The organism is Microbacterium abyssi (assembly GCF_015277895.1).
GTDB lineage: Bacteria > Actinomycetota > Actinomycetes > Actinomycetales > Microbacteriaceae > Microbacterium > Microbacterium abyssi.
Genome location: NZ_CP063815.1, coordinates 895080 through 911879 on the forward strand (window position 1 = coordinate 895080; position 16800 = coordinate 911879).

19 protein-coding genes are annotated in these 16800 nt (G+C 68.8%); 9 read left to right on the forward strand and 10 right to left on the reverse strand.

Features of this window, described 5'->3' with window-relative positions; genetic code table 11:
- The first annotated feature begins 44 nt into the window (after window positions 1-44).
- Window positions 45-776, forward strand: a complete 732-nt coding sequence (locus tag IM776_RS04425; protein WP_194421816.1) for a tyrosine-protein phosphatase — start codon at window positions 45-47, stop codon at window positions 774-776.
- Between the two features lie 3 nt (window positions 777-779).
- On the opposite strand, the gene IM776_RS04430 is transcribed toward IM776_RS04425, so the two are convergent.
- Window positions 780-1445 carry an SOS response-associated peptidase family protein gene (locus IM776_RS04430; protein WP_194421817.1) on the reverse strand — a complete coding sequence of 222 codons (666 nt, stop codon included), beginning with the start codon at window positions 1443-1445 and terminating at the stop codon, window positions 780-782.
- Window positions 1446-1512: 67 nt separating this feature from the next.
- Here IM776_RS04430 and IM776_RS04435 point away from each other — a divergent pair, with 67 nt between their 5' ends.
- Window positions 1513-2454: a DMT family transporter gene (locus IM776_RS04435; protein WP_194421818.1), complete on the forward strand. Its 942-nt coding sequence runs from the start codon at window positions 1513-1515 to the stop codon at window positions 2452-2454.
- Between the two features lie 6 nt (window positions 2455-2460).
- On the opposite strand, the gene IM776_RS04440 is transcribed toward IM776_RS04435, so the two are convergent.
- Together IM776_RS04440 and msrB are read right to left on the reverse strand one after the other, a co-directional pair.
- Complete coding sequence (locus IM776_RS04440; protein ID WP_194421819.1) at window positions 2461-3003, reverse strand: nitroreductase family protein; 543 nt, start codon at window positions 3001-3003, stop codon at window positions 2461-2463.
- Window positions 3000-3413 carry a peptide-methionine (R)-S-oxide reductase MsrB gene (gene msrB / locus IM776_RS04445; RefSeq protein ID WP_194421820.1) on the reverse strand — a complete coding sequence of 138 codons (414 nt, stop codon included), beginning with the start codon at window positions 3411-3413 and terminating at the stop codon, window positions 3000-3002. Before msrB ends, IM776_RS04440 begins: the two co-directional genes overlap by 4 nt.
- A 104-nt stretch (window positions 3414-3517) precedes the next feature.
- On the opposite strand from msrB, the gene IM776_RS04450 reads away from it, so the two are divergent.
- From IM776_RS04450 to groL, 4 genes are all read left to right on the forward strand, one after another.
- A complete protein-coding gene (locus IM776_RS04450) occupies window positions 3518-4513 on the forward strand; it encodes a DUF2332 domain-containing protein (RefSeq protein ID WP_194421821.1) in 996 nt (331 codons plus the stop codon).
- A 9-nt stretch (window positions 4514-4522) separates the two neighbouring features.
- Window positions 4523-4780: a DUF3263 domain-containing protein gene (locus tag IM776_RS04455; RefSeq protein WP_194421822.1), complete on the forward strand. Its 258-nt coding sequence runs from the start codon at window positions 4523-4525 to the stop codon at window positions 4778-4780.
- 9 nt (window positions 4781-4789) lie between these two features.
- On the forward strand, window positions 4790-5347 hold the full coding sequence (locus IM776_RS04460; RefSeq protein ID WP_228479908.1) for a LytR C-terminal domain-containing protein: 558 nt from the start codon (window positions 4790-4792) through the stop codon (window positions 5345-5347).
- A 112-nt stretch (window positions 5348-5459) separates the two neighbouring features.
- Window positions 5460-7079: a chaperonin GroEL gene (gene groL / locus IM776_RS04465; protein WP_194421823.1), complete on the forward strand. Its 1620-nt coding sequence runs from the start codon at window positions 5460-5462 to the stop codon at window positions 7077-7079.
- 51 nt (window positions 7080-7130) lie between these two features.
- Here groL and IM776_RS04470 read toward each other — a convergent pair whose 3' ends face one another.
- The 6 genes from IM776_RS04470 to IM776_RS04495 form a co-directional block, all read right to left on the reverse strand.
- Window positions 7131-7421 carry a WXG100 family type VII secretion target gene (locus IM776_RS04470; protein ID WP_194421824.1) on the reverse strand — a complete coding sequence of 97 codons (291 nt, stop codon included), beginning with the start codon at window positions 7419-7421 and terminating at the stop codon, window positions 7131-7133.
- A 111-nt stretch (window positions 7422-7532) separates the two neighbouring features.
- Window positions 7533-9230: a sensor histidine kinase gene (locus IM776_RS04475; protein WP_194421825.1), complete on the reverse strand. Its 1698-nt coding sequence runs from the start codon at window positions 9228-9230 to the stop codon at window positions 7533-7535.
- A gap of 18 nt (window positions 9231-9248) precedes the next feature.
- The gene (locus tag IM776_RS04480; RefSeq protein WP_194421826.1) at window positions 9249-9935 is read right to left on the reverse strand and encodes a response regulator transcription factor; all 687 of its coding nucleotides are present in this window, start codon (window positions 9933-9935) and stop codon (window positions 9249-9251) included.
- Window positions 9936-10009: 74 nt separating this feature from the next.
- Window positions 10010-11653, reverse strand: a complete 1644-nt coding sequence (locus IM776_RS04485; protein WP_194421827.1) for a DNA repair helicase XPB — start codon at window positions 11651-11653, stop codon at window positions 10010-10012.
- Between the two features lie 21 nt (window positions 11654-11674).
- Window positions 11675-13384 carry a helicase-associated domain-containing protein gene (locus IM776_RS04490; RefSeq protein WP_194421828.1) on the reverse strand — a complete coding sequence of 570 codons (1710 nt, stop codon included), beginning with the start codon at window positions 13382-13384 and terminating at the stop codon, window positions 11675-11677.
- Window position 13385: 1 nt separating this feature from the next.
- Window positions 13386-13661, reverse strand: a complete 276-nt coding sequence (locus IM776_RS04495) for a multidrug ABC transporter ATPase (protein WP_194421829.1) — start codon at window positions 13659-13661, stop codon at window positions 13386-13388.
- Between the two features lie 94 nt (window positions 13662-13755).
- On the opposite strand from IM776_RS04495, the gene IM776_RS04500 reads away from it, so the two are divergent.
- Both IM776_RS04500 and IM776_RS04505 read left to right on the forward strand, forming a co-directional pair.
- A complete protein-coding gene (locus tag IM776_RS04500; protein WP_194421830.1) occupies window positions 13756-14136 on the forward strand; it encodes a cold-shock protein in 381 nt (126 codons plus the stop codon).
- On the forward strand, window positions 14120-14704 hold the full coding sequence (locus IM776_RS04505; RefSeq protein ID WP_194421831.1) for a DUF3027 domain-containing protein: 585 nt from the start codon (window positions 14120-14122) through the stop codon (window positions 14702-14704). The genes IM776_RS04500 and IM776_RS04505 overlap by 17 nt, the downstream gene beginning before the upstream one ends.
- An 86-nt stretch (window positions 14705-14790) precedes the next feature.
- Here IM776_RS04505 and serC read toward each other — a convergent pair whose 3' ends face one another.
- On the reverse strand, window positions 14791-15903 hold the full coding sequence (gene serC / locus IM776_RS04510; RefSeq protein ID WP_194421832.1) for a phosphoserine transaminase: 1113 nt from the start codon (window positions 15901-15903) through the stop codon (window positions 14791-14793).
- Window positions 15904-16004: 101 nt separating this feature from the next.
- On the opposite strand from serC, the gene IM776_RS04515 reads away from it, so the two are divergent.
- Window positions 16005-16706: an iron-dependent transcriptional repressor DtxR gene (locus tag IM776_RS04515; RefSeq protein ID WP_194421833.1), complete on the forward strand. Its 702-nt coding sequence runs from the start codon at window positions 16005-16007 to the stop codon at window positions 16704-16706.
- Window positions 16707-16800 lie beyond the last annotated feature (94 nt).

Consider the following 16800-nt stretch of genomic DNA (forward strand, 5'->3'; position numbering starts at 1 on the left):
CCCACGATAGTCGACACCCGTGCCGACGCGGCTAGCATGGCGGCATGGACGACCTGGTCACCCGCCTCGAAGTGCCGGGCACGCACAACTTCCGCGAGGTCGCCCCTGGCGTGCTGACGCCCGGTCGTCTGTACCGATCCGACGCCCTGCATCGAGTCACCCGCGATGGGCGTCGCAGGCTGAAGGAACTCGGCATCGGGCAGGTCATCGATCTGCGCTCGGCCTTCGATCGACGCATCGCCGGTCGTGACAGGCTGCGCGGCACGGGAGCCGCCTACCTCTCCGTCCCGATCGACGGCACCCCGCAGGACCGGCGCCGCTTCGATCCGAGCACGCTGACGCTGTTCGACGTGTATCGAGCCGTCCTGACGCGGCACCAGGAACACCTCGGCCTCGTCGTCCGCACGATCGCATCCGCTGAAGGCGCCGTGGTGGTCCACTGCACCGCGGGCAAGGATCGAACCGGCCTGGTCTCTGCTCTCATCCTCGCGACACTGGGCATCGAGCGTGACGTGATCGTCGCCGACTACGCCGCCACCGCGGCGAACCTGTCTGGGGAGTGGACCGAGCGGATGCTGCGCAAGGTGCGGCGCTTCCGCGTGCCGATCACCGAGAACCTGCTCGAGATCCTCTCCGGATCGCCGCCCGCCATGCTCAACGAGACGCTCGACTGGCTCGACAGCGAGCACGGGGGAGTTCTGGCCTATCTCGAGGCGGCGGGAGTCGACGCCGCCGTTCGCGATCGCCTGCGGGCATCGCTGCTGCCCTCGAGCTGACGTTCAGAACAGCCGACCCGCGTCGCCTTTCCCCGCCGCGTCTGTGTCACGTGCCGTCGCCGTGACCCGCTCGTCGAGTGATGCCGCGGCCAGCAGCGCCTCGTCGATGATCTCGCGGTCGGCCTCCGCGTTCAGCCAGTCGTGCGCGAACGCGGTCGGGATGAGGACCGGCATCCGATCGTGGAGCTCGGCGAGGTGTTCGGGTGCGGGACGCATCACGATCGAGTAGCACGTTACCCACTCGCCGTCCGGGGTGCGCCCGCGCTGGGCGACCGCCGCCATGCCGAAGAGCACCCGCTCGCCGAGCGTGAACTCGTGCCAGACGCGCTCGGGCTTGCGCATCTCGAACCAGCCCGTCGTGGGGACGATCGCGCGCGTCTTGAGCCCGCCCGGGCGCTGCTGCAGGCGCTCGGAGCGCGTGTTGATCGAGGGGAACTTGGCGGGCTGACCATCGATGAGGAATCCCCACCACGCCGGCTCGAGCTCGGCCTGCCCATCGCCGGAGACGATCACCGGATTGAGATTGCGCAGGTTCTTCCCGGTCGGGCGCAGCGTCTCGCCGTCGTTGTGCTCTGCCCAGGAGCGCAGGCCGTCGAGGATCTCGGCGTCTGCCTCGGCCAGCAGCTCGGCGTCGGTGAATCGTGGATCGAGTCCGTAGCTCGCGCACATGGCGACAGCGTATCGCCGGGCACGGACACGCGCAGGTCTGCGTGCTGCGCTCGGATAGTGTGCTCAGGTGACCCCGTCCCGGCTGCCCGCTTCCGTCGCGCTGGGCGGAGCGGTCTCGATCGGCGCGATGACGGCGATTCAGGCCCGCGTGAACGGCGTGCTGGGCGTCCGCATCGACGACGGCATCGTCGCCGGCCTCATCTCATTCGGCGTGGGCCTGGTCATCCTCATCGTCGTCACCGTGCTTCTTCCGTCGACGCGCGCCGGGGCCGTGCGGCTGTGGCGCGGTGTGCGATCGCGTCGTATTCCGGTCTGGATGCTGCTCGGAGGCGCCTGCGGAGCCCTCACGGTGTCCACGCAGGGGCTGACGGCGGGCGTCCTCGGCGTCTCGCTGTTCTCGGTCGGCATCGTCGCGGGCCAGACCGTGAACGGCCTGCTGCTCGACCGGCTGGGAGTGGGACCGGCCGGCGTCGTCGCCGTCACCCCTGGGCGCGTTCTGGGAGGGATCCTCGCGCTCGCCGCCGTTGCGATCTCGCTGAGCGGCGACGCCATCGCGACCACACCGCTGTGGCTGCTGCTGCTTCCGTTCGCCGCCGGTGTCGGCATCGCGTGGCAGTCGGCCGCGAACGGGCGACTGGCGCAGCGCGTGCATTCGCCGATGACGGCGACCCTGATGAGCTTCATCGGCGGCACGCTCGTGCTCGCGGTCGCGGCGGCCGTCAGCGTCGCCTTCGGCGGGATGCCGCAGGCGCTGCCGACCGAACCGTGGCTGTATCTCGGCGGACTGCTGGGCTTCGTCTACATCCTGCTCGGGGCGACGATCGTGGCGCACACGGGCGTGCTGCTGCTCGGACTCGGGTCGGTGCTCGGGCAGCTGCTGACCTCAGTCATCATCGACCTGCTGTGGCCGGCGATCTCGGTGCCGACGGTGTGGCAGCTGCTGGCGATGGTCGCGGTGGCCGTGGCATCCGTCCTGGTGGCGCTGCCGTGGCGGCGCCGGCGACGCTGAGGTTCGCTACTTCTTCGACGGCATGCGGCTCAGTAGCGCGTCGGCGTCGACGGGCTTGCGCCGGCTCGGCCTCTTGCCCTCCGGCTTGCCGCCCACGTACAGCCAGCCGAGCAGCTCCTCGGTCTTCTTCAGCCCGTGCGCCTTGGCGACCGCCTTGGAGCGGGTGTGGCCGCCGGTGCGCCAGAACACGCCCCAGCCGGCCTCGTCCAGCAGCAGACTGAGCGTGTGCGCGACACCGGAGGCCACCGCCTCCTGCTCCCAGCGCGGCACCTTCGCGCTCTTGCGGAAGCTGCCGACGACGGCGATCAGCAGCGGGGCGCGCAGCGGCTTCGAAGACGGGTGCGACGAGCCGTCGGCCTTCGCGATCGCCTTCGCGAGCAGCACGCGGTCGTCGCCGCGCAGCTCGATCAGCCGCCATGGCCGCAGCGACGAATGGTCGGCGACGCGACCGGCAGCCGCCACCAGGGTCAGCAACTCCTCACGCGTCGGCGCTTCGTCGGTGACTTTGGACCACGACTGCCGCGCCAGCGCGGCGTCGAGTGCGCTCACGCCGGCGGGTCTGCTTCGGGGGTGAAGTTCAGCGCCAGCGAGTTCATGCAGTAGCGGTCGCCGGTCGGCGTGCCGAAGCCGTCGGGGAACACGTGGCCGAGGTGCGAGCCGCAGTTCGCGCAACGGACCTCGGTGCGCTGCATGCCGAGGGTGTTGTCCTCGAGCAGCTGCACGGCATCCGGGCGGATCGACTCGTAGAAGCTCGGCCAGCCGCATCCCGAGTCGAACTTCGTGCCGCTCTTGAACAGCTCGGCGCCGCACGCGCCGCAGGTGTACAGTCCCGCGCGCGCCTCGTCGAGCAGCTCGCCCGTCCAAGCGCGCTCCGTCGCTGCCTCGCGCAGTACCGCGAACTGCTCATCGCCGAGTTCCGCGCGCCACTGCTCGTCGGTCTTCTTCACGCTGTAGTCCATCAGTCCTCCTGGCCGTTGTCGGGCGAAGCCTCTTCCATTGTCCACCGTGCGCGGGCAGGGCGGGTCATCATGACGAGCGGGCGTCACGGCGGCACAATGGACGGATGACGGATGCCGTGCGCGAGCGCTACGAAAGGTTCGCGAGGGACGAGGCTCCAGGGCGTTCGGCGCTCTACGAGGAATGGGCCCATGGCGTGGCATCGGATGCCGGCGTCCAGGCGATCCTCGCGCGAATCCCCGAGACCCGGCGTCAGCCGCCGCTCGTCTTCGCCGTGACGCGGATGCTGGGGGCACCGCTGCTGGGATTCCCGCAGTGGCGGCGTTTCCTGATCGCGCATGCCCGCGCCGTCATCGAGGAGTGCTCCCGGCGGCGCGTGCAGACCAACGAGCCGCTCCGGCTGGCGCCGCTGCTGCCGGTCCTCTCCGAGATCGACGGACCCATCGCTCTGCTCGAGGTCGGAGCCTCCGGCGGGCTGTGCCTGTACCCCGATCGCTACTCGTTCCGGTTCGTCGATCAGGCCGGCAGGATGCTGCGCCCGCACCTCGATCCGATCGGAGGAGTCTCGCCCGTCGTGCTCACCAGCGAGGTGCGCGGCGCCATGCCCGAACTGCGCATGCCGGAGGTCGTGTGGCGCGCGGGGATCGACCTCGCGCCGCTGGACGCGCGCGACCCGCGCGACAGGGCATGGTTGCAGGGGCTCGTGTGGCCGGGTGAGACCGGCCGCGAGGAGCGGATCACGGCGGCACTCGACATCGTCGCCTCCGACCCGCCGTTGATGGTGCGCGGCGACGCCGTCGAGAAGGTCGCCGGGGTCGCGGCATCGGCACCGTTCGACGCCACGCTCGTGATCACGACGCCGGGCGTGCTCGCCCACATCCCGCGTTCGACGCGCGCGGCGCTCATCGACGCGGTGCGCGCGCTGCCCGCCCGCTGGATCACGATCGACGCGCCGGAACTCCACGATGCGTGGCGTCCGGCGGTGGATGCCGCGACCTGGCCCGGCTTCGTCGTCGCACTCGACGGTCAGGTGCGCGCGGCGGCCGATCCATTGGGGCGCTGGTGGGAGTGGCGCGCTGATTCGGGGCCTCTCCGCGCATAGCCTGGGGTCATGCTCGGAGATCTCACCGATCGCGATCGCGCGATCCTCGCCCTGGAGGCGGCCTGGCCGCGCCACGGCGGAGCGAAGGAAGAGGCCATCCGCAGCACGCTGGGCATGAGCCCGGCCCGGTATTACCAGCTGCTGTGGCGGCTGATCGACACCGAGCGGGCGCTGGAGCACGACCCGCTGCTGGTGCGGCGCCTGCGGCGGCTCCGCGACAACCGGAGCGATCAGCGCGTTGCACGGATGCGCGGGTTCGCCGGGTAACATCGACGCGTGCCCCAGCCCGTCAGAGACCGCTTCGACGACATCCGCCATACCTCCGGACGCGTCGGCGCCCACCGCGCGGAGCAGCCGGGGATGAACGGCTGGGTCGTGCTGCTGTGGTCGTTCGTCGCGGCCCTCGTCCTCATCGTCGTCGGCATCTTCGTCGCTCTCGTGATGATGGGGCGCATCACTCTGTTCCCGGCGGCGGAAGAGGTGATCACTCCCGCTCCGGTGCAGACCGGCGTCGTCGACACCAGCTACTCGGTGCTCGTGCTCAACGCCACACCGGAGGAGGGGCTCGACGTCCAGCTGCGTGACACCCTGATCAACGCGCAGTGGCCCGCAGAGCTCATCAACTACGGCGATGCCGGATCCCAGAATTTCGCCGACACGACGGTGTACTACGTGTCGGACGCGGATCAGGATGCCGCGCTCGGACTGGCGAATCTGATCGGCGGAGCCCAGGTGGAGCAGAGCGATTTCTACGCGGACCCGAACGCCCCGGAGCAGAAGCAGCTCGTCGTCATCATCGGGCTCGATCGCGTGACCGCCGCACCCGCGGAATAGCCGTCATCCAGCGGCTTGCACTCGAAGGGGTCGAGTGCCAGAATGGGCGTTAGCACTCTCTTACTGTGAGTGCTAATCAGAACGTCTACGTCCAGGAGGGACGACAAAACTCATGGCAAAGATCATCGCTTTCGATGAGGAGGCCCGCCGCGGCCTCGAGCGTGGCCTGAACATCCTCGCCGACGCTGTCAAGGTGACCCTCGGCCCGCGCGGTCGCAACGTTGTGCTCGAGAAGAAGTGGGGCGCCCCCACGATCACGAACGACGGTGTGTCGATCGCCAAGGAGATCGAGCTGGACGACCCGTACGAGAAGATCGGCGCGGAGCTCGTCAAGGAGGTCGCCAAGAAGACCGACGACGTCGCAGGTGACGGAACCACCACCGCGACCGTGCTCGCCCAGGCGCTCGTCCGCGAGGGCCTCCGTAACGTCGCCGCCGGCGCCGACCCGATCTCGCTCAAGCGCGGCATCGAGAAGGCCGTCGCGGCCATCACCGACGAGCTGCTCTCCAGCGCCAAGGAGATCGAGTCCAAGGAGCAGATCGCGGCCACCGCATCCATCTCCGCGGCAGACACCGAGATCGGCGAGCTCATCGCCGAGGCGATCGACAAGGTCGGCAAGGAAGGCGTCGTCACCGTCGAGGAGTCGCAGACCTTCGGCACCGAGCTCGAGCTCACCGAGGGCATGCGCTTCGACAAGGGTTACCTGAACCCGTACTTCGTCACGGATGCCGACCGCCAGGAGGCCGTGTTCGAGGAGCCCTACATCCTCATCGCGAACTCGAAGATCTCGAACATCAAGGACCTCCTACCGGTCGTCGACAAGGTGATCCAGGACGGCAAGGAGCTCGTCATCATCGCCGAGGACGTCGAGGGCGAGGCTCTCGCGACTCTGGTGCTGAACAAGATCCGCGGCATCTTCAAGTCGGCTGCCGTCAAGGCTCCCGGCTTCGGTGACCGTCGCAAGGCTCAGCTGCAGGACATCGCGATCCTCACCGGTGGTCAGGTCATCACCGAAGAGGTCGGCCTCAAGCTCGAGAACACCACGCTCGACCTCCTGGGACGCGCACGCAAGGTCATCATCACCAAGGACGAGACGACCATCGTCGAGGGTGCCGGTGAGACCGAGCAGATCGAGGGTCGCGTGACCCAGATCCGTCGCGAGATCGAGAACACCGACAGCGACTACGACCGCGAGAAGCTGCAGGAGCGCCTCGCCAAGCTCGCCGGCGGCGTTGCCGTCATCAAGGCGGGCGCGGCCACCGAGGTCGAGCTCAAGGAGCGCAAGCACCGCATCGAAGATGCTGTTCGCAACGCGAAGGCAGCCGTCGAGGAGGGCATCGTCCCCGGTGGTGGCGTGGCGCTCATCCAGGCCGGCACCAAGGCCCTCGACGCTCTCTCGCTCTCGGGCGACGAGGCGACTGGCGCGAACATCGTCCGCGTCGCCATCGAGGCTCCGCTCAAGCAGATCGCGCTCAACGCCGGTCTCGAGCCGGGCGTCGTGGCGAACAAGGTGTCGGAGCTGCCGACCGGTCAGGGCCTCAACGCCGCGACCGGCGAGTACGTCGACATGTTCGGTGCGGGCATCATCGACCCCGCCAAGGTGACGCGCTCGGCGCTGCAGAACGCAGCCTCGATCGCCGGTCTCTTCCTCACCACGGAGGCCGTCGTCGCCGACAAGCCCGAGAAGAACCCGGCCCCGGCCGGCGACCCCACGGGTGGCATGGACTTCTAAGCCCATACAGCAAATAGAAACGCCCCGGCCTCGGCCGGGGCGTTTCTGCGTTCACTGACGGAACAGGCTCGCCGAGTACTGGTCGGCATCGGAATACTGCGTCGCCGCAGATCCTAGCGCCGTGCCGATCGAATCCAGCACCTGTTCGACGTGCAGCTGCGCCGCGGCCCACTGATCGCTGCAGCCCTGGAACGCCGCGGACGCGGCGCCGGTCCAGGATGACTGCAGCTGCGTAAGCTGCGCCTTCAGTGCCTGCGATTCGCTGCGCAGCCGTTCGATCGTGGCTCTGGCCGCACCGTGGGCGGCGAACACGGCCTCGGTGTCGACGGTGTAGACGGACATGGGGACTCCTCTCGTCGGAGTTCACACGTTAGGCGGCGCGGCCGCTCGGTGAAGCGTCCGGGATAGGCATCCGTGGATGACGCTGGAGATCCGCGATCTGTGCAGAACGGGTCAGATGTCGTCGAGATCGATGCGCTCGAGCGGCTGGGTCTCCTCGAGCAGGTGCTCCGGTGTCGCCTGTGCCGGTGCCAGCGGAAGAGTGACGGTGAAGGTCGCACCTCCACCGGGCGTCTCGTCCACCCGCACCTTGCCGTGCAGAGCGGCGACGATCGAGGCGACGATTGCGAGTCCCAGACCCGATCCGCCCGTCTCGCGAGCCCGGGAGGTGTCGGCCCGCCAGAATCGCTCGAAGATCTGCTCCCGGATCTGCGGCGGGATGCCCTCGCCGTGGTCGACGACCGCGATGCTGCCGGTGCCCGCGGCCCGATCCGAATCGACGACGAGCTCGATCGGCGCGTCGTCCGTGGAGAAGCGGCGCGCGTTGCCGAGCAGATTCGCAACGACCTGGCGCACCTTGTTCTCATCGCCGAGGACGATCGGCGGCGTACGCACCGGGGTGTCCTCGGCCTCGCTGAAGTCGATCTGCGGCATCGGCTCGGTGTTGCGCGACCGGCGCCTCAGCCGGGCGAGCGCACTCTGGCGGGGCTTGGACGCCGGCGTCTTCAGTTCCGGCAGGGCCGGCATCGGCCGCGTCGTGGGGGCGGCGTGGGCCGTGCTGTCGACGACGGTTATCGTGCGTCCGGGCGCCGCGGCGCGCACGTCCAGGGCGGCGTCGCGTGCGATGGGACGCAGATCCAGCGGCACCAGTTGCAGCTCGGGTTCCTCGTCGAGCCGTGCGAGATCGAGCAGGTCCTCGACGAGTACGCCCATCCTGATCGCCTCCTTCTCGATGCGCTCCATGGCTCTCGCGGTGTCCTCCTCGCCGCGAATGGCGCCCATCCGGTACAGCTCGGCGTACCCGCGCACGCTCACGAGCGGAGTGCGCAGCTCGTGGCTCGCGTCGCCGATGAACCGGCGCATATGCTGCACCGTGCGGTCGCGCTGCGCGAGCGAACGGTCGATGCGCTCAAGCATCGTGTTGATCGCGAAGTTGAGCCGCCCGACCTCTGTACTCGGCTCGAGATCGGTCAGACGCTGGCTGAAGTCGCCCGAGGCGATGAGCATGGCCGTGGACTCGACCTGGCCGAGGCGCCGGAACGTGAGCGTCACCAGGCCCCGGATGAGGAGCGCGGCCACCAGGATCGTGACCAGAGCGACCGTCGTGTACACGGCCAGGTACTGGCTGATGACGGTGTCGGCCTCTTCCAGCGGCAGCGCGACGAATTGCGTGTAGAGCGTGCCGTCATCGCCCGGCACGACTGCGACGGCGCCGTGGAAGTCGTGCCCGTCCGCGCTGGTGAGCGGTATGGCCTGTCCTTCGAGCGCATGAGCCTGATCGAGGGCGAGCGACGAGTAGAACGCCGGCGCGGATGCTCCTGTCGCACCGCCCGCCTGCGCGAGGAAGGAGCCGTCGGCCGCGTACACGGCGAAGCTGTAGTCGGCCGAGCGCGGGGCGCTCTCGGACATGACGAGCCTCTGCGCGCCGTCGACGGTCTCGACGTCGAACCACCGGCTCACCAGATCGCTGGCGGCGAGGGAAGGCAGCTGCGCGTCGATGTTCCTGATCAGCGAATCGCGCAGCAGCGGCACTGTGCCGATGCCCGCGACCACGAGTCCGAGCGCGAGCACGGCGACCGTGACGCCCGTGACCTTGGCGCGCAGGCTGATGCGTCGCCACCAGCTGGTGACCGCGTCAGGCTTCTGCGCCATGCGCGCTCCCTTCGCGGACTACTTGCCCACCTTGAGCATGTAGCCGAAGCCGCGCTTGGTCTGGATGACGGACTCCTCGGTGTGCGGGTCGATCTTGCGGCGGAGGTAGGAGATGTAGCTCTCCACGATCCCGGCGTCGCCGTTGAAGTCGTACTCCCAGACGTGATCGAGGATCTGCGCCTTGGACAGCACCCGGTTGGGGTTCAGCATCAGGTAGCGCAGCAGCTTGAACTCGGTGGGGCTGAGTTCGATCGGCTCCTTGCCGACGAAGACGTCGTGGGTGTCCTGATCCATCGACAGCTCACCGGCACGGATGATGGACTCCTCGTCCGCCTGCATCGTGCGCCGGAGGATCGCCTGCGCGCGTGCGACGATCTCGTCGAGCGCGAACGGCTTGGTCACGTAGTCGTCGCCGCCGGCGTTGAGCCCCTCGATCTTGTCCTGCGTGTCGTCCTTCGCGGTGAGGAACAGGATCGGCGCGGTGAATCCCGCGCCGCGGAGCCGCTTGGTGACGCTGAACCCGTTCATGTCCGGGAGCATGACGTCGAGGATGATGAGGTCGGGTTCCTCCTCGAGCACGGCGGAGATCGTCGCCGCGCCGTTCGCCACTGTCTTGACCTGGTACCCGGCGAAGCTCAGACCGGTGGACAGCAGGTCACGGATGTTCGGTTCGTCATCGACGACCAGGATGCGTGCATCAGTCATGACCCCATTATGGTGACTTCAGCCATGCCGCGGCTGATGATCTTGCGGAGCGCCCCGATTGTCGTCGACGGCGGCTACGCCGCGGCCAGGGCATCCGCATCAAGAATCGTGTAGCTGTAGCCCTGCTCGGCGAGGAAGCGCTGGCGGTTCTGCGCGTAGTCCTGGTCGACCGTGTCGCGGGCGATGAGCGTGTAGAAGCTCGCAGTGTGGCCGGACTGCTTCGGTCGCAGCAGGCGTCCGAGACGCTGCGCCTCCTCCTGCCGCGATCCGAACGACCCCGACACCTGGATCGCGACCGATGCTTCGGGCAGGTCGATGGAGAAGTTCGCCACCTTGGAGACCACGAGCAGCTCGATCTCGCCCTCCCGGAACTGCCGGTACAGCTCTTCGCGCTCGTCGACCGGCGTCGCTCCGGTGATCTGCGGGGCGTTCAGCGCTTCCGAGAGCGTCTCGAGCTGGTCGAGGTACTGTCCGATCACGAGGACGCGCTCGCCGGGGTGCTTGGCGATCAGTTCGCGCACGGCGTCGATCTTCGCGGGGGCGGATGCCGCAAGCCGATAACGCTCGTCGTCGGTGGCCGCGGCGTACTCCAGACGGTCGTCCGCCGGCAGATCGACGCGCACCTCGTAGCAGGCGGCGGGGGAGATGAACCCCTGCGCCTCGATCTGCTTCCACGGCGCGTCGAAGCGCTTGGGCCCGATGAGACTGAAGACGTCGCCCTCCCGGCCGTCCTCCCGCACCAGCGTCGCGGTGAGGCCGATGCGTCGGCGTGCCTGCAGATCGGCGGTGAGCTTGAACACCGGGGCCGGCAGCAGGTGTACCTCGTCGTAGACGATCAGGCCCCAGTCGAGGGCGTCGAGAAGCGCCAGGTGGGCGTACTCGCCCTTCCGCTTCGCGGTGAGGATCTGGTAGGTCGCGATCGTGACCGGCTTAACCTCCTTGGACTGGCCGGAGTACTCGCCGATCTCCTCCGCGGTGAGCGAGGTGCGCTTGAGCAGCTCGTCGCGCCATTGCCGGGCGGAGACCGTGTTCGTCACGAGGATCAGCGTCGTCGTCTTGGTCGCGGCCATGGCGCCGGCGCCGACGATGGTCTTGCCGGCTCCGCAGGGGAGCACGACGACGCCGGAGCCGTCCTTGGAGAACGCGTCGACGGCATCCTGCTGGTAGGGGCGGATCTGCCACTCGTCCTCGGCGAGCTCGATCTCGTGAGGCGTGCCGGGGGTGTAGCCGGCGAGGTCCTCGGCGGGCCAGCCGATCTTCAGCAGCTCCTGCTTGATCTGACCGCGTGCCCACGCGTCGACCACGTAGGCGTCGGGGTTCGGGCGTCCGATCAGCAGCGGCTGGATGCGCTTGTTGTTCGCGACCTGGGCGAGTACGGCCGGGTCGGTGGATCGCAGGATCAGGGTGCCCTCGTCGTCGCGCTCGATCACGAGGCGCCCGTACCGATCCACGGTCTCGCGCAGGTCGACCGACACGGACGGCGGCACAGGGAAACGCGACCAGCGGTCGAGCACCTCGAGCATGTCGTCTGCGGTGTGTCCTGCCGCGCGGGCGTTCCACAGGCCCAGGCGCGTGATCCGGTAGGTGTGGATGTGCTCGGGCGCGCGTTCGAGTTCGGCGAAGATCGCCAGCTCGTGGCGCGCCGTCTCGGCGTCCGCATGCGCGACTTCGAGGAGCACGGTGCGGTCGCTCTGGACGATCAGTGGGCCATCAGACATAGCGGTCCAGTTTACCGGTCTCTACTCGGAAGAAGGGTCGATGACGCGAGCGGACCGGATGCTCCTGACCGGAAGCGTCCGCTCGACATCCGCGGCACGGTCCCTTCCGCGCAGCCTGCCGCCGCCCAGGCCGCTGGCCTCGAGCTGCAGCTCGCGCATCGAGCCGTCCGGCATGAGGATCTCCACGTGCAGCACGGCCTTGGTCCGCACGGCCGCTTCGAGTTCGCGGTCCAGCCAGGCGGCGTCGGCGTCCGGACCCTGCTGTGCTCGGAGTCGCGCGATGAGCGCGCTGTAGTCGCGCACCGCAGACGGTTCGGATGCCGCGACAGGATTGCGATCGACGACGAGGGGCTGCCCGTCGGACCCGACGATCATCGCCGGGTACCGCGCGTCGGTCAGCGTCCAGTAGACGGTGTCGCGCCCTACGCGCGAGCTCAGACCCTCGGCATCCCGTGACAGCGCGAGCGGACGCAACGACTGGTCGACGCCCATCGCATCCAGCAGGGTGGCGTCCGCGCTCGCCACGCGCGTGCGGCCCGACCAGTCGGTGAACACCCGCACGAGCCCGTGGCGCTGCGCGGTCTGCATCACGAGGTACTCGAGCGGCTGGGGGATGCCGGTGAGTGAGATCTCGCCGAGGAGGTCGAGGATCGACGCCGCTGTCTCGCCCGTGGTCAAGGCGTGTGCGATCGACTCGGCCGTGAACCGGTATGACGAGGCCTGCGCCGTCGATTCGCGGGCCGCGATGCCGCGAAGCCGCACATCCAGCGCGGGCTTGAGCGGTCCGGGCGCGATCGCGGTGAGGTCGTTCTGCAGAAAGATCCGGTCGACCTCCGCAGGGAGCATCCGCTCGAGCGCAGTGGCGTCGGCCGGCTCGCCGAGCCGCAGCGGCACGGCCCACTCGGGCTCCGTGTCGTCCGCGGCGATCAGCCCGAGCAGCGTGGCGCGGGCTCTGATCGTCGCGCATCGCTCGCTCCACGACGGGTCCCAGGGATGCTGCCGCGGCCAGCCGGCGACCGGAAGCCAGCCGCCGTCGTCGGTCCGCAGTCCACGGGGGAGGGATGCCCGGAAGGCCTCGGCCAGTGCGATCCACCGATCGGATGCCGCAAGCCGCAGCCATGCCTCGCCGACAGCCGTCGATCGGAGTTTGCGGTCGCCGGTCGACAGGATGCCGGCGGCGACGGCGATCGCGACGAGGTCGTCGAGGATCTCGGCGGGCGTACCGGACTCGGCGATGCGGCGCTTCTCGCCCGCGGCGAGGTTGCCGCCGGTGAGCAGCGCCAGCGGCGTCTCCGCGGCGAGCAGGAGGAGGTCGGCGATGGCCCCGACGCTCGTGAAGGAGCGTTCCGCGGCGCGCGCCGCCGTCCGCTCGTCCGCGGGGATCGGGTCGGTGAGGTCGTTCTCCTCGGGCAGCTCCCGTGCGGCGACTATGTCGGCGACCGGGGGTGGCGGGGTGCCGTCGGGCCGCAGCAGCGCGAGCGCGATGAGGGAGGAGGCCTCCTCCCCGGAATCCTCTCCCTCGACCGACCCACGCAGAGCGCGGGCTTCGGCCAGGGTCAGACGGGGCAGCATCCGTTCGATCGAGGCAGGGTCGAGCAGCGCTTCGGCAGCATCGAAGAAGTCCGCCCAGGCGACGTCTTCGCGCACGCCGCGCGCTTCGAAGAGCGCGGCCAGCTGCGCGTCGGGCGCAGCTGCCAGCCACACGGCGAGCGGGCGGGCGTGCGTGCTCATGTCAGAGGCGCTTGGCGGCGCGGCCCTTCCGCGCGAAGCTCATGACGAGCAGGGTGATGATCATGACGAAGGCCGCCGGAAGGCCCCACATCGGGACGGCGGCGACGATCGGCCAGACCCCTTCGGCGAAGGCATCCTGATCCATCCCAACGGCGCTGCCGATGATGATCGCGAAGAAGCAGATGACCGAGAGCGCGGCGAGCGTCAGCGCCGCGAAAGCGAGGATGCGATCCAGCCGACGGACGGGAACCTCGGGACCGGAATTCTGCGTGCTCATCCGTCTCAGCCTAGTCCCTGGAACACCGGTAGGCTGGGGGAGGCCGCGAATACGCGCGCCGCATTTCGGCTCCATCACACAGCGAGGTTCTCCCATGCCCACCGGCAAGGTCAGGTTCTACGACGACGAGAAGGGTTTCGGCTTCATCGCCAGCGATGACGGCCAGGACGTCTTCCTGCACGCCTCCGCCCTGCCCACCGGCGCCACGGTCAAGTCGGGCGCCCGCGTGGAGTTCGGCGTCGCCGATGGCAAGCGCGGACTGCAGGCGCTCTCGGTGCGCGTCCTCGAGGCGCCCGTCAGCCTCTCGAAGGCGAAGCGCAAGCCCGCCGACGACATGGCGATCATCATCGAGGATCTCGTGAAGCTCCTCGACGACATCGGCGGCGACCTGCGTCGCGGCCGCTATCCGTCCAGCAGCCATGGCCGCAAGGTCGCCGCTGTGCTCCGCAAGGTCGCCGATGACCTCGACGCCTGAGCCCGATGAGCGCCTGATCGGCGCGCATGATGTCGCGCTCGCGGCGCTGCAGGAGATCACGCCTGCGACGACGATCGGCCCTGCGGCCGGTTACACGGTCGAAGAAGACGGATCCGTGTCGCTGCGGTTCGAGAACCGTCTCCCTGGGTACCCGGGCTGGTACTGGACTGTCACGGTGGCGCGCGTCGACGATGCCGACCCCACCGTCCTCGAGGTCGAGCTGCTGCCGAACGAGGGTGCTCTGCTCGCGCCCGAGTGGGTGCCGTGGGCCGAGCGTCTCGCCGAGTATCGAGCGCATCAGGCCGAGCTCGCAGAGCAGGCTGCTGTTGCGGCCGAGGAGTCCGGTGAGGGTGACGACGCCGATTCCGCGGATCAGACCGAAGAGGACGCGGACGACGACCTCGATGAGGACGACGACTCGGACGAGCCCGACATCCTGCACGCCGGTGATCTGGACGGCGTCGACATCGACGAGCTCGACGACTCCGCCGAAGACCTCGACGATGACGACTCCGATGAGGATTCCGACGACGACACCGACTCTGACGGCGACGCCGAAGAGGAGTAGTTCGCGCTGCTCATTCCTGCGACGCGCTGCTGAATCTTGTCGACGCTGCTGACAGCGCTAACAGGGAATGACCGCGTGCCCTGCGCTCAGGCTCCGCTGTTCTCCAGCACGTAGTCGATCGACCGGATCAGTTGGCGCACGTCGTCGGGCTCGATCGAGACGAAGGTCGCAACGCGCAGCTGGTTGCGGCCGAGCTTGCGGTACGGCTCCGTGTCCACGATGCCGTTGGCGCGCAGCGTCTTCGCGATCCCGGCGGCGTCGATGCTGTCGTCGAAGTCGATCGTGACGACGACGGGGGAGCGGTGTGCGGGGTCGGCGACGAACGGCGTCGCCACCGCGGACGCCTCGGCCCAGTCGTACAGCGCCTTCGACGACTCCGCGGTGCGCGCTCCGGCCCAGGCGAGACCGCCGTTGTCGTTGATCCACTGCAGCTGGGTGTCCAGCATGTGGAGCGTGGCGAGAGCGGGCGTGTTCAGCGTCTGGTTCAGGCGCGAGTTGTCGACCGCGTTCTTCAGGCTGAGGAACTCCGGGATGTAACGACCGGATGCCGCGATCCGCTCGATCCGCTCGACGGCGGCGGGCGACACGGCGGCGAACCACAGTCCGCCGTCGGAGCCGAGGTTCTTCTGCGGTGCGAAGTAGTAGACGTCGGCCTGGGTCACGTCGAAGTCGATGCCGCCCGCGGCGCTGGTCGCGTCGATCACCGTCAAGGCGCCGTCGGCTGCGACGCGCTCGACGGGGGCCGAGACACCGGTGGACGTCTCATTCTGCGGCCAGGCGTATACGTCGATGCCCTCGACAGCCTCGGCGCCGACACGCGAGCCGGGCTCGGCGCTGCGCACGTCCGGCGCCTCGAGCCACGGAGCCGCGGCGGCCTTGGCGAACTTTCCGCCGAACTCGCCGAACGTGAGGTTCTGGCTGCGACGTTCGATGAGGCCGAAGGCTGCGGCATCCCAGAACGCGGTCGAGCCGCCGTTGCCGACGATGATCTCGTAGCCGTCTGGCAGCCGGAACAGGTTGGCGAAGTGCTCGCGGACGCTGCCGACGAGATTCTTCACGGGCGCCTGGCGGTGCGAGGTACCCAGAATGCCGGCACCGGCTGTGACGAGAGCCTCCAGCTGCGCCGGGCGCACCTTCGAGGGGCCGCAGCCGAAACGGCCGTCGACGGGCAGGAGGTCACGGGGAATCTCGATCGCCATGCGTCGATTCTAGAGGCGCTCCGAGGCGGCGAATTCCACTGTTTCCCCGTCTGACGTCGCCGGGGGAATGTAGGCTTGCCTAAGAAGACCCGGAGGGCCAGATGACCGACTTGATCGACACCACGGAGATGTATCTCCGCACCATCCTCGAACTCGAGGAAGAGAACATCGTTCCCCTGCGCGCGCGCATCTCCGAACGTCTCGGTCACTCCGGGCCCACCGTCTCGCAGACGGTCGGCCGCATGGAGCGCGACGGTCTCGTCGTCGTCTCGGAGGATCGCACGCTCGAACTCACGGATGCCGGTCGCCGCAAGGCCGTCGACGTCATGCGCAAGCATCGGCTCGCCGAGCGCCTGCTGTCCGACGTGATCGGTCTGGACTGGGCTTTCGTGCACGAAGAGGCGTGCCGCTGGGAGCACGTGATGAGCGAGCAGGTCGAGCGTCGCCTCGTCGAGCTCCTCGGGCACCCCACCGAGTCGCCGTACGGCAACCCGATCCCCGGGCTCGACCAGCTGGGCGATCTGCCCGCCCGCACGTTCGATGAGGGCGTCGTAGGGCTGGTCAAGAAGCTGAACGACGCCGCCGAGCCGATCGAGGGAACGGTGCGTCGCCTGGCCGAGCCCGCACAGGTCGATCCCGAGCTGCTGCAGCAGCTGCGCGAGGCGGGCGTCGTCCCCGGCGCACGTGGCAACTACCGATACAGCGAGGGCTACGTGCTGATCCAGATGGACGGCAACGATGAGGGGCTCGAGCTCCCCGTCGAGCTGGCCTCACACATCTTCCTCGTCGGCGAGCCCGCCTGATTTCAGGCGCTGGCCCCCTTCCCGGATGATTGTCAGCCTGTCAGGGTGACATGATCGTTATCTTCCGGTAACCTCGGTCAGGTCGTCAGCGAAG

What these genes read in the sequence shown, in the direction of transcription:
- IM776_RS04470 (WP_194421824.1), bottom strand. Translation starts at nt 7,421, where the DNA reads ATGTCCGTCTACACCGTCGACACCGAGGCCGTGTTCGCCGCCCACGGT.
- IM776_RS04425 (WP_194421816.1), top strand. Translation starts at nt 45, where the DNA reads ATGGACGACCTGGTCACCCGCCTCGAAGTGCCGGGCACGCACAACTTC.
- IM776_RS04450 (WP_194421821.1), top strand. Translation starts at nt 3,518, where the DNA reads ATGACGGATGCCGTGCGCGAGCGCTACGAAAGGTTCGCGAGGGACGAG.
- IM776_RS04480 (WP_194421826.1), bottom strand. Translation starts at nt 9,935, where the DNA reads ATGACTGATGCACGCATCCTGGTCGTCGATGACGAACCGAACATCCGT.
- msrB (WP_194421820.1), bottom strand. Translation starts at nt 3,413, where the DNA reads ATGGACTACAGCGTGAAGAAGACCGACGAGCAGTGGCGCGCGGAACTC.
- IM776_RS04430 (WP_194421817.1), bottom strand. Translation starts at nt 1,445, where the DNA reads ATGTGCGCGAGCTACGGACTCGATCCACGATTCACCGACGCCGAGCTG.
- IM776_RS04515 (WP_194421833.1), top strand. Translation starts at nt 16,005, where the DNA reads ATGACCGACTTGATCGACACCACGGAGATGTATCTCCGCACCATCCTC.
- IM776_RS04500 (WP_194421830.1), top strand. Translation starts at nt 13,756, where the DNA reads ATGCCCACCGGCAAGGTCAGGTTCTACGACGACGAGAAGGGTTTCGGC.
- IM776_RS04485 (WP_194421827.1), bottom strand. Translation starts at nt 11,653, where the DNA reads ATGTCTGATGGCCCACTGATCGTCCAGAGCGACCGCACCGTGCTCCTC.
- IM776_RS04495 (WP_194421829.1), bottom strand. Translation starts at nt 13,661, where the DNA reads ATGAGCACGCAGAATTCCGGTCCCGAGGTTCCCGTCCGTCGGCTGGAT.
- IM776_RS04475 (WP_194421825.1), bottom strand. Translation starts at nt 9,230, where the DNA reads ATGGCGCAGAAGCCTGACGCGGTCACCAGCTGGTGGCGACGCATCAGC.
- serC (WP_194421832.1), bottom strand. Translation starts at nt 15,903, where the DNA reads ATGGCGATCGAGATTCCCCGTGACCTCCTGCCCGTCGACGGCCGTTTC.
- IM776_RS04505 (WP_194421831.1), top strand. Translation starts at nt 14,120, where the DNA reads ATGACCTCGACGCCTGAGCCCGATGAGCGCCTGATCGGCGCGCATGAT.
- IM776_RS04490 (WP_194421828.1), bottom strand. Translation starts at nt 13,384, where the DNA reads ATGAGCACGCACGCCCGCCCGCTCGCCGTGTGGCTGGCAGCTGCGCCC.
- IM776_RS04455 (WP_194421822.1), top strand. Translation starts at nt 4,523, where the DNA reads ATGCTCGGAGATCTCACCGATCGCGATCGCGCGATCCTCGCCCTGGAG.
- groL (WP_194421823.1), top strand. Translation starts at nt 5,460, where the DNA reads ATGGCAAAGATCATCGCTTTCGATGAGGAGGCCCGCCGCGGCCTCGAG.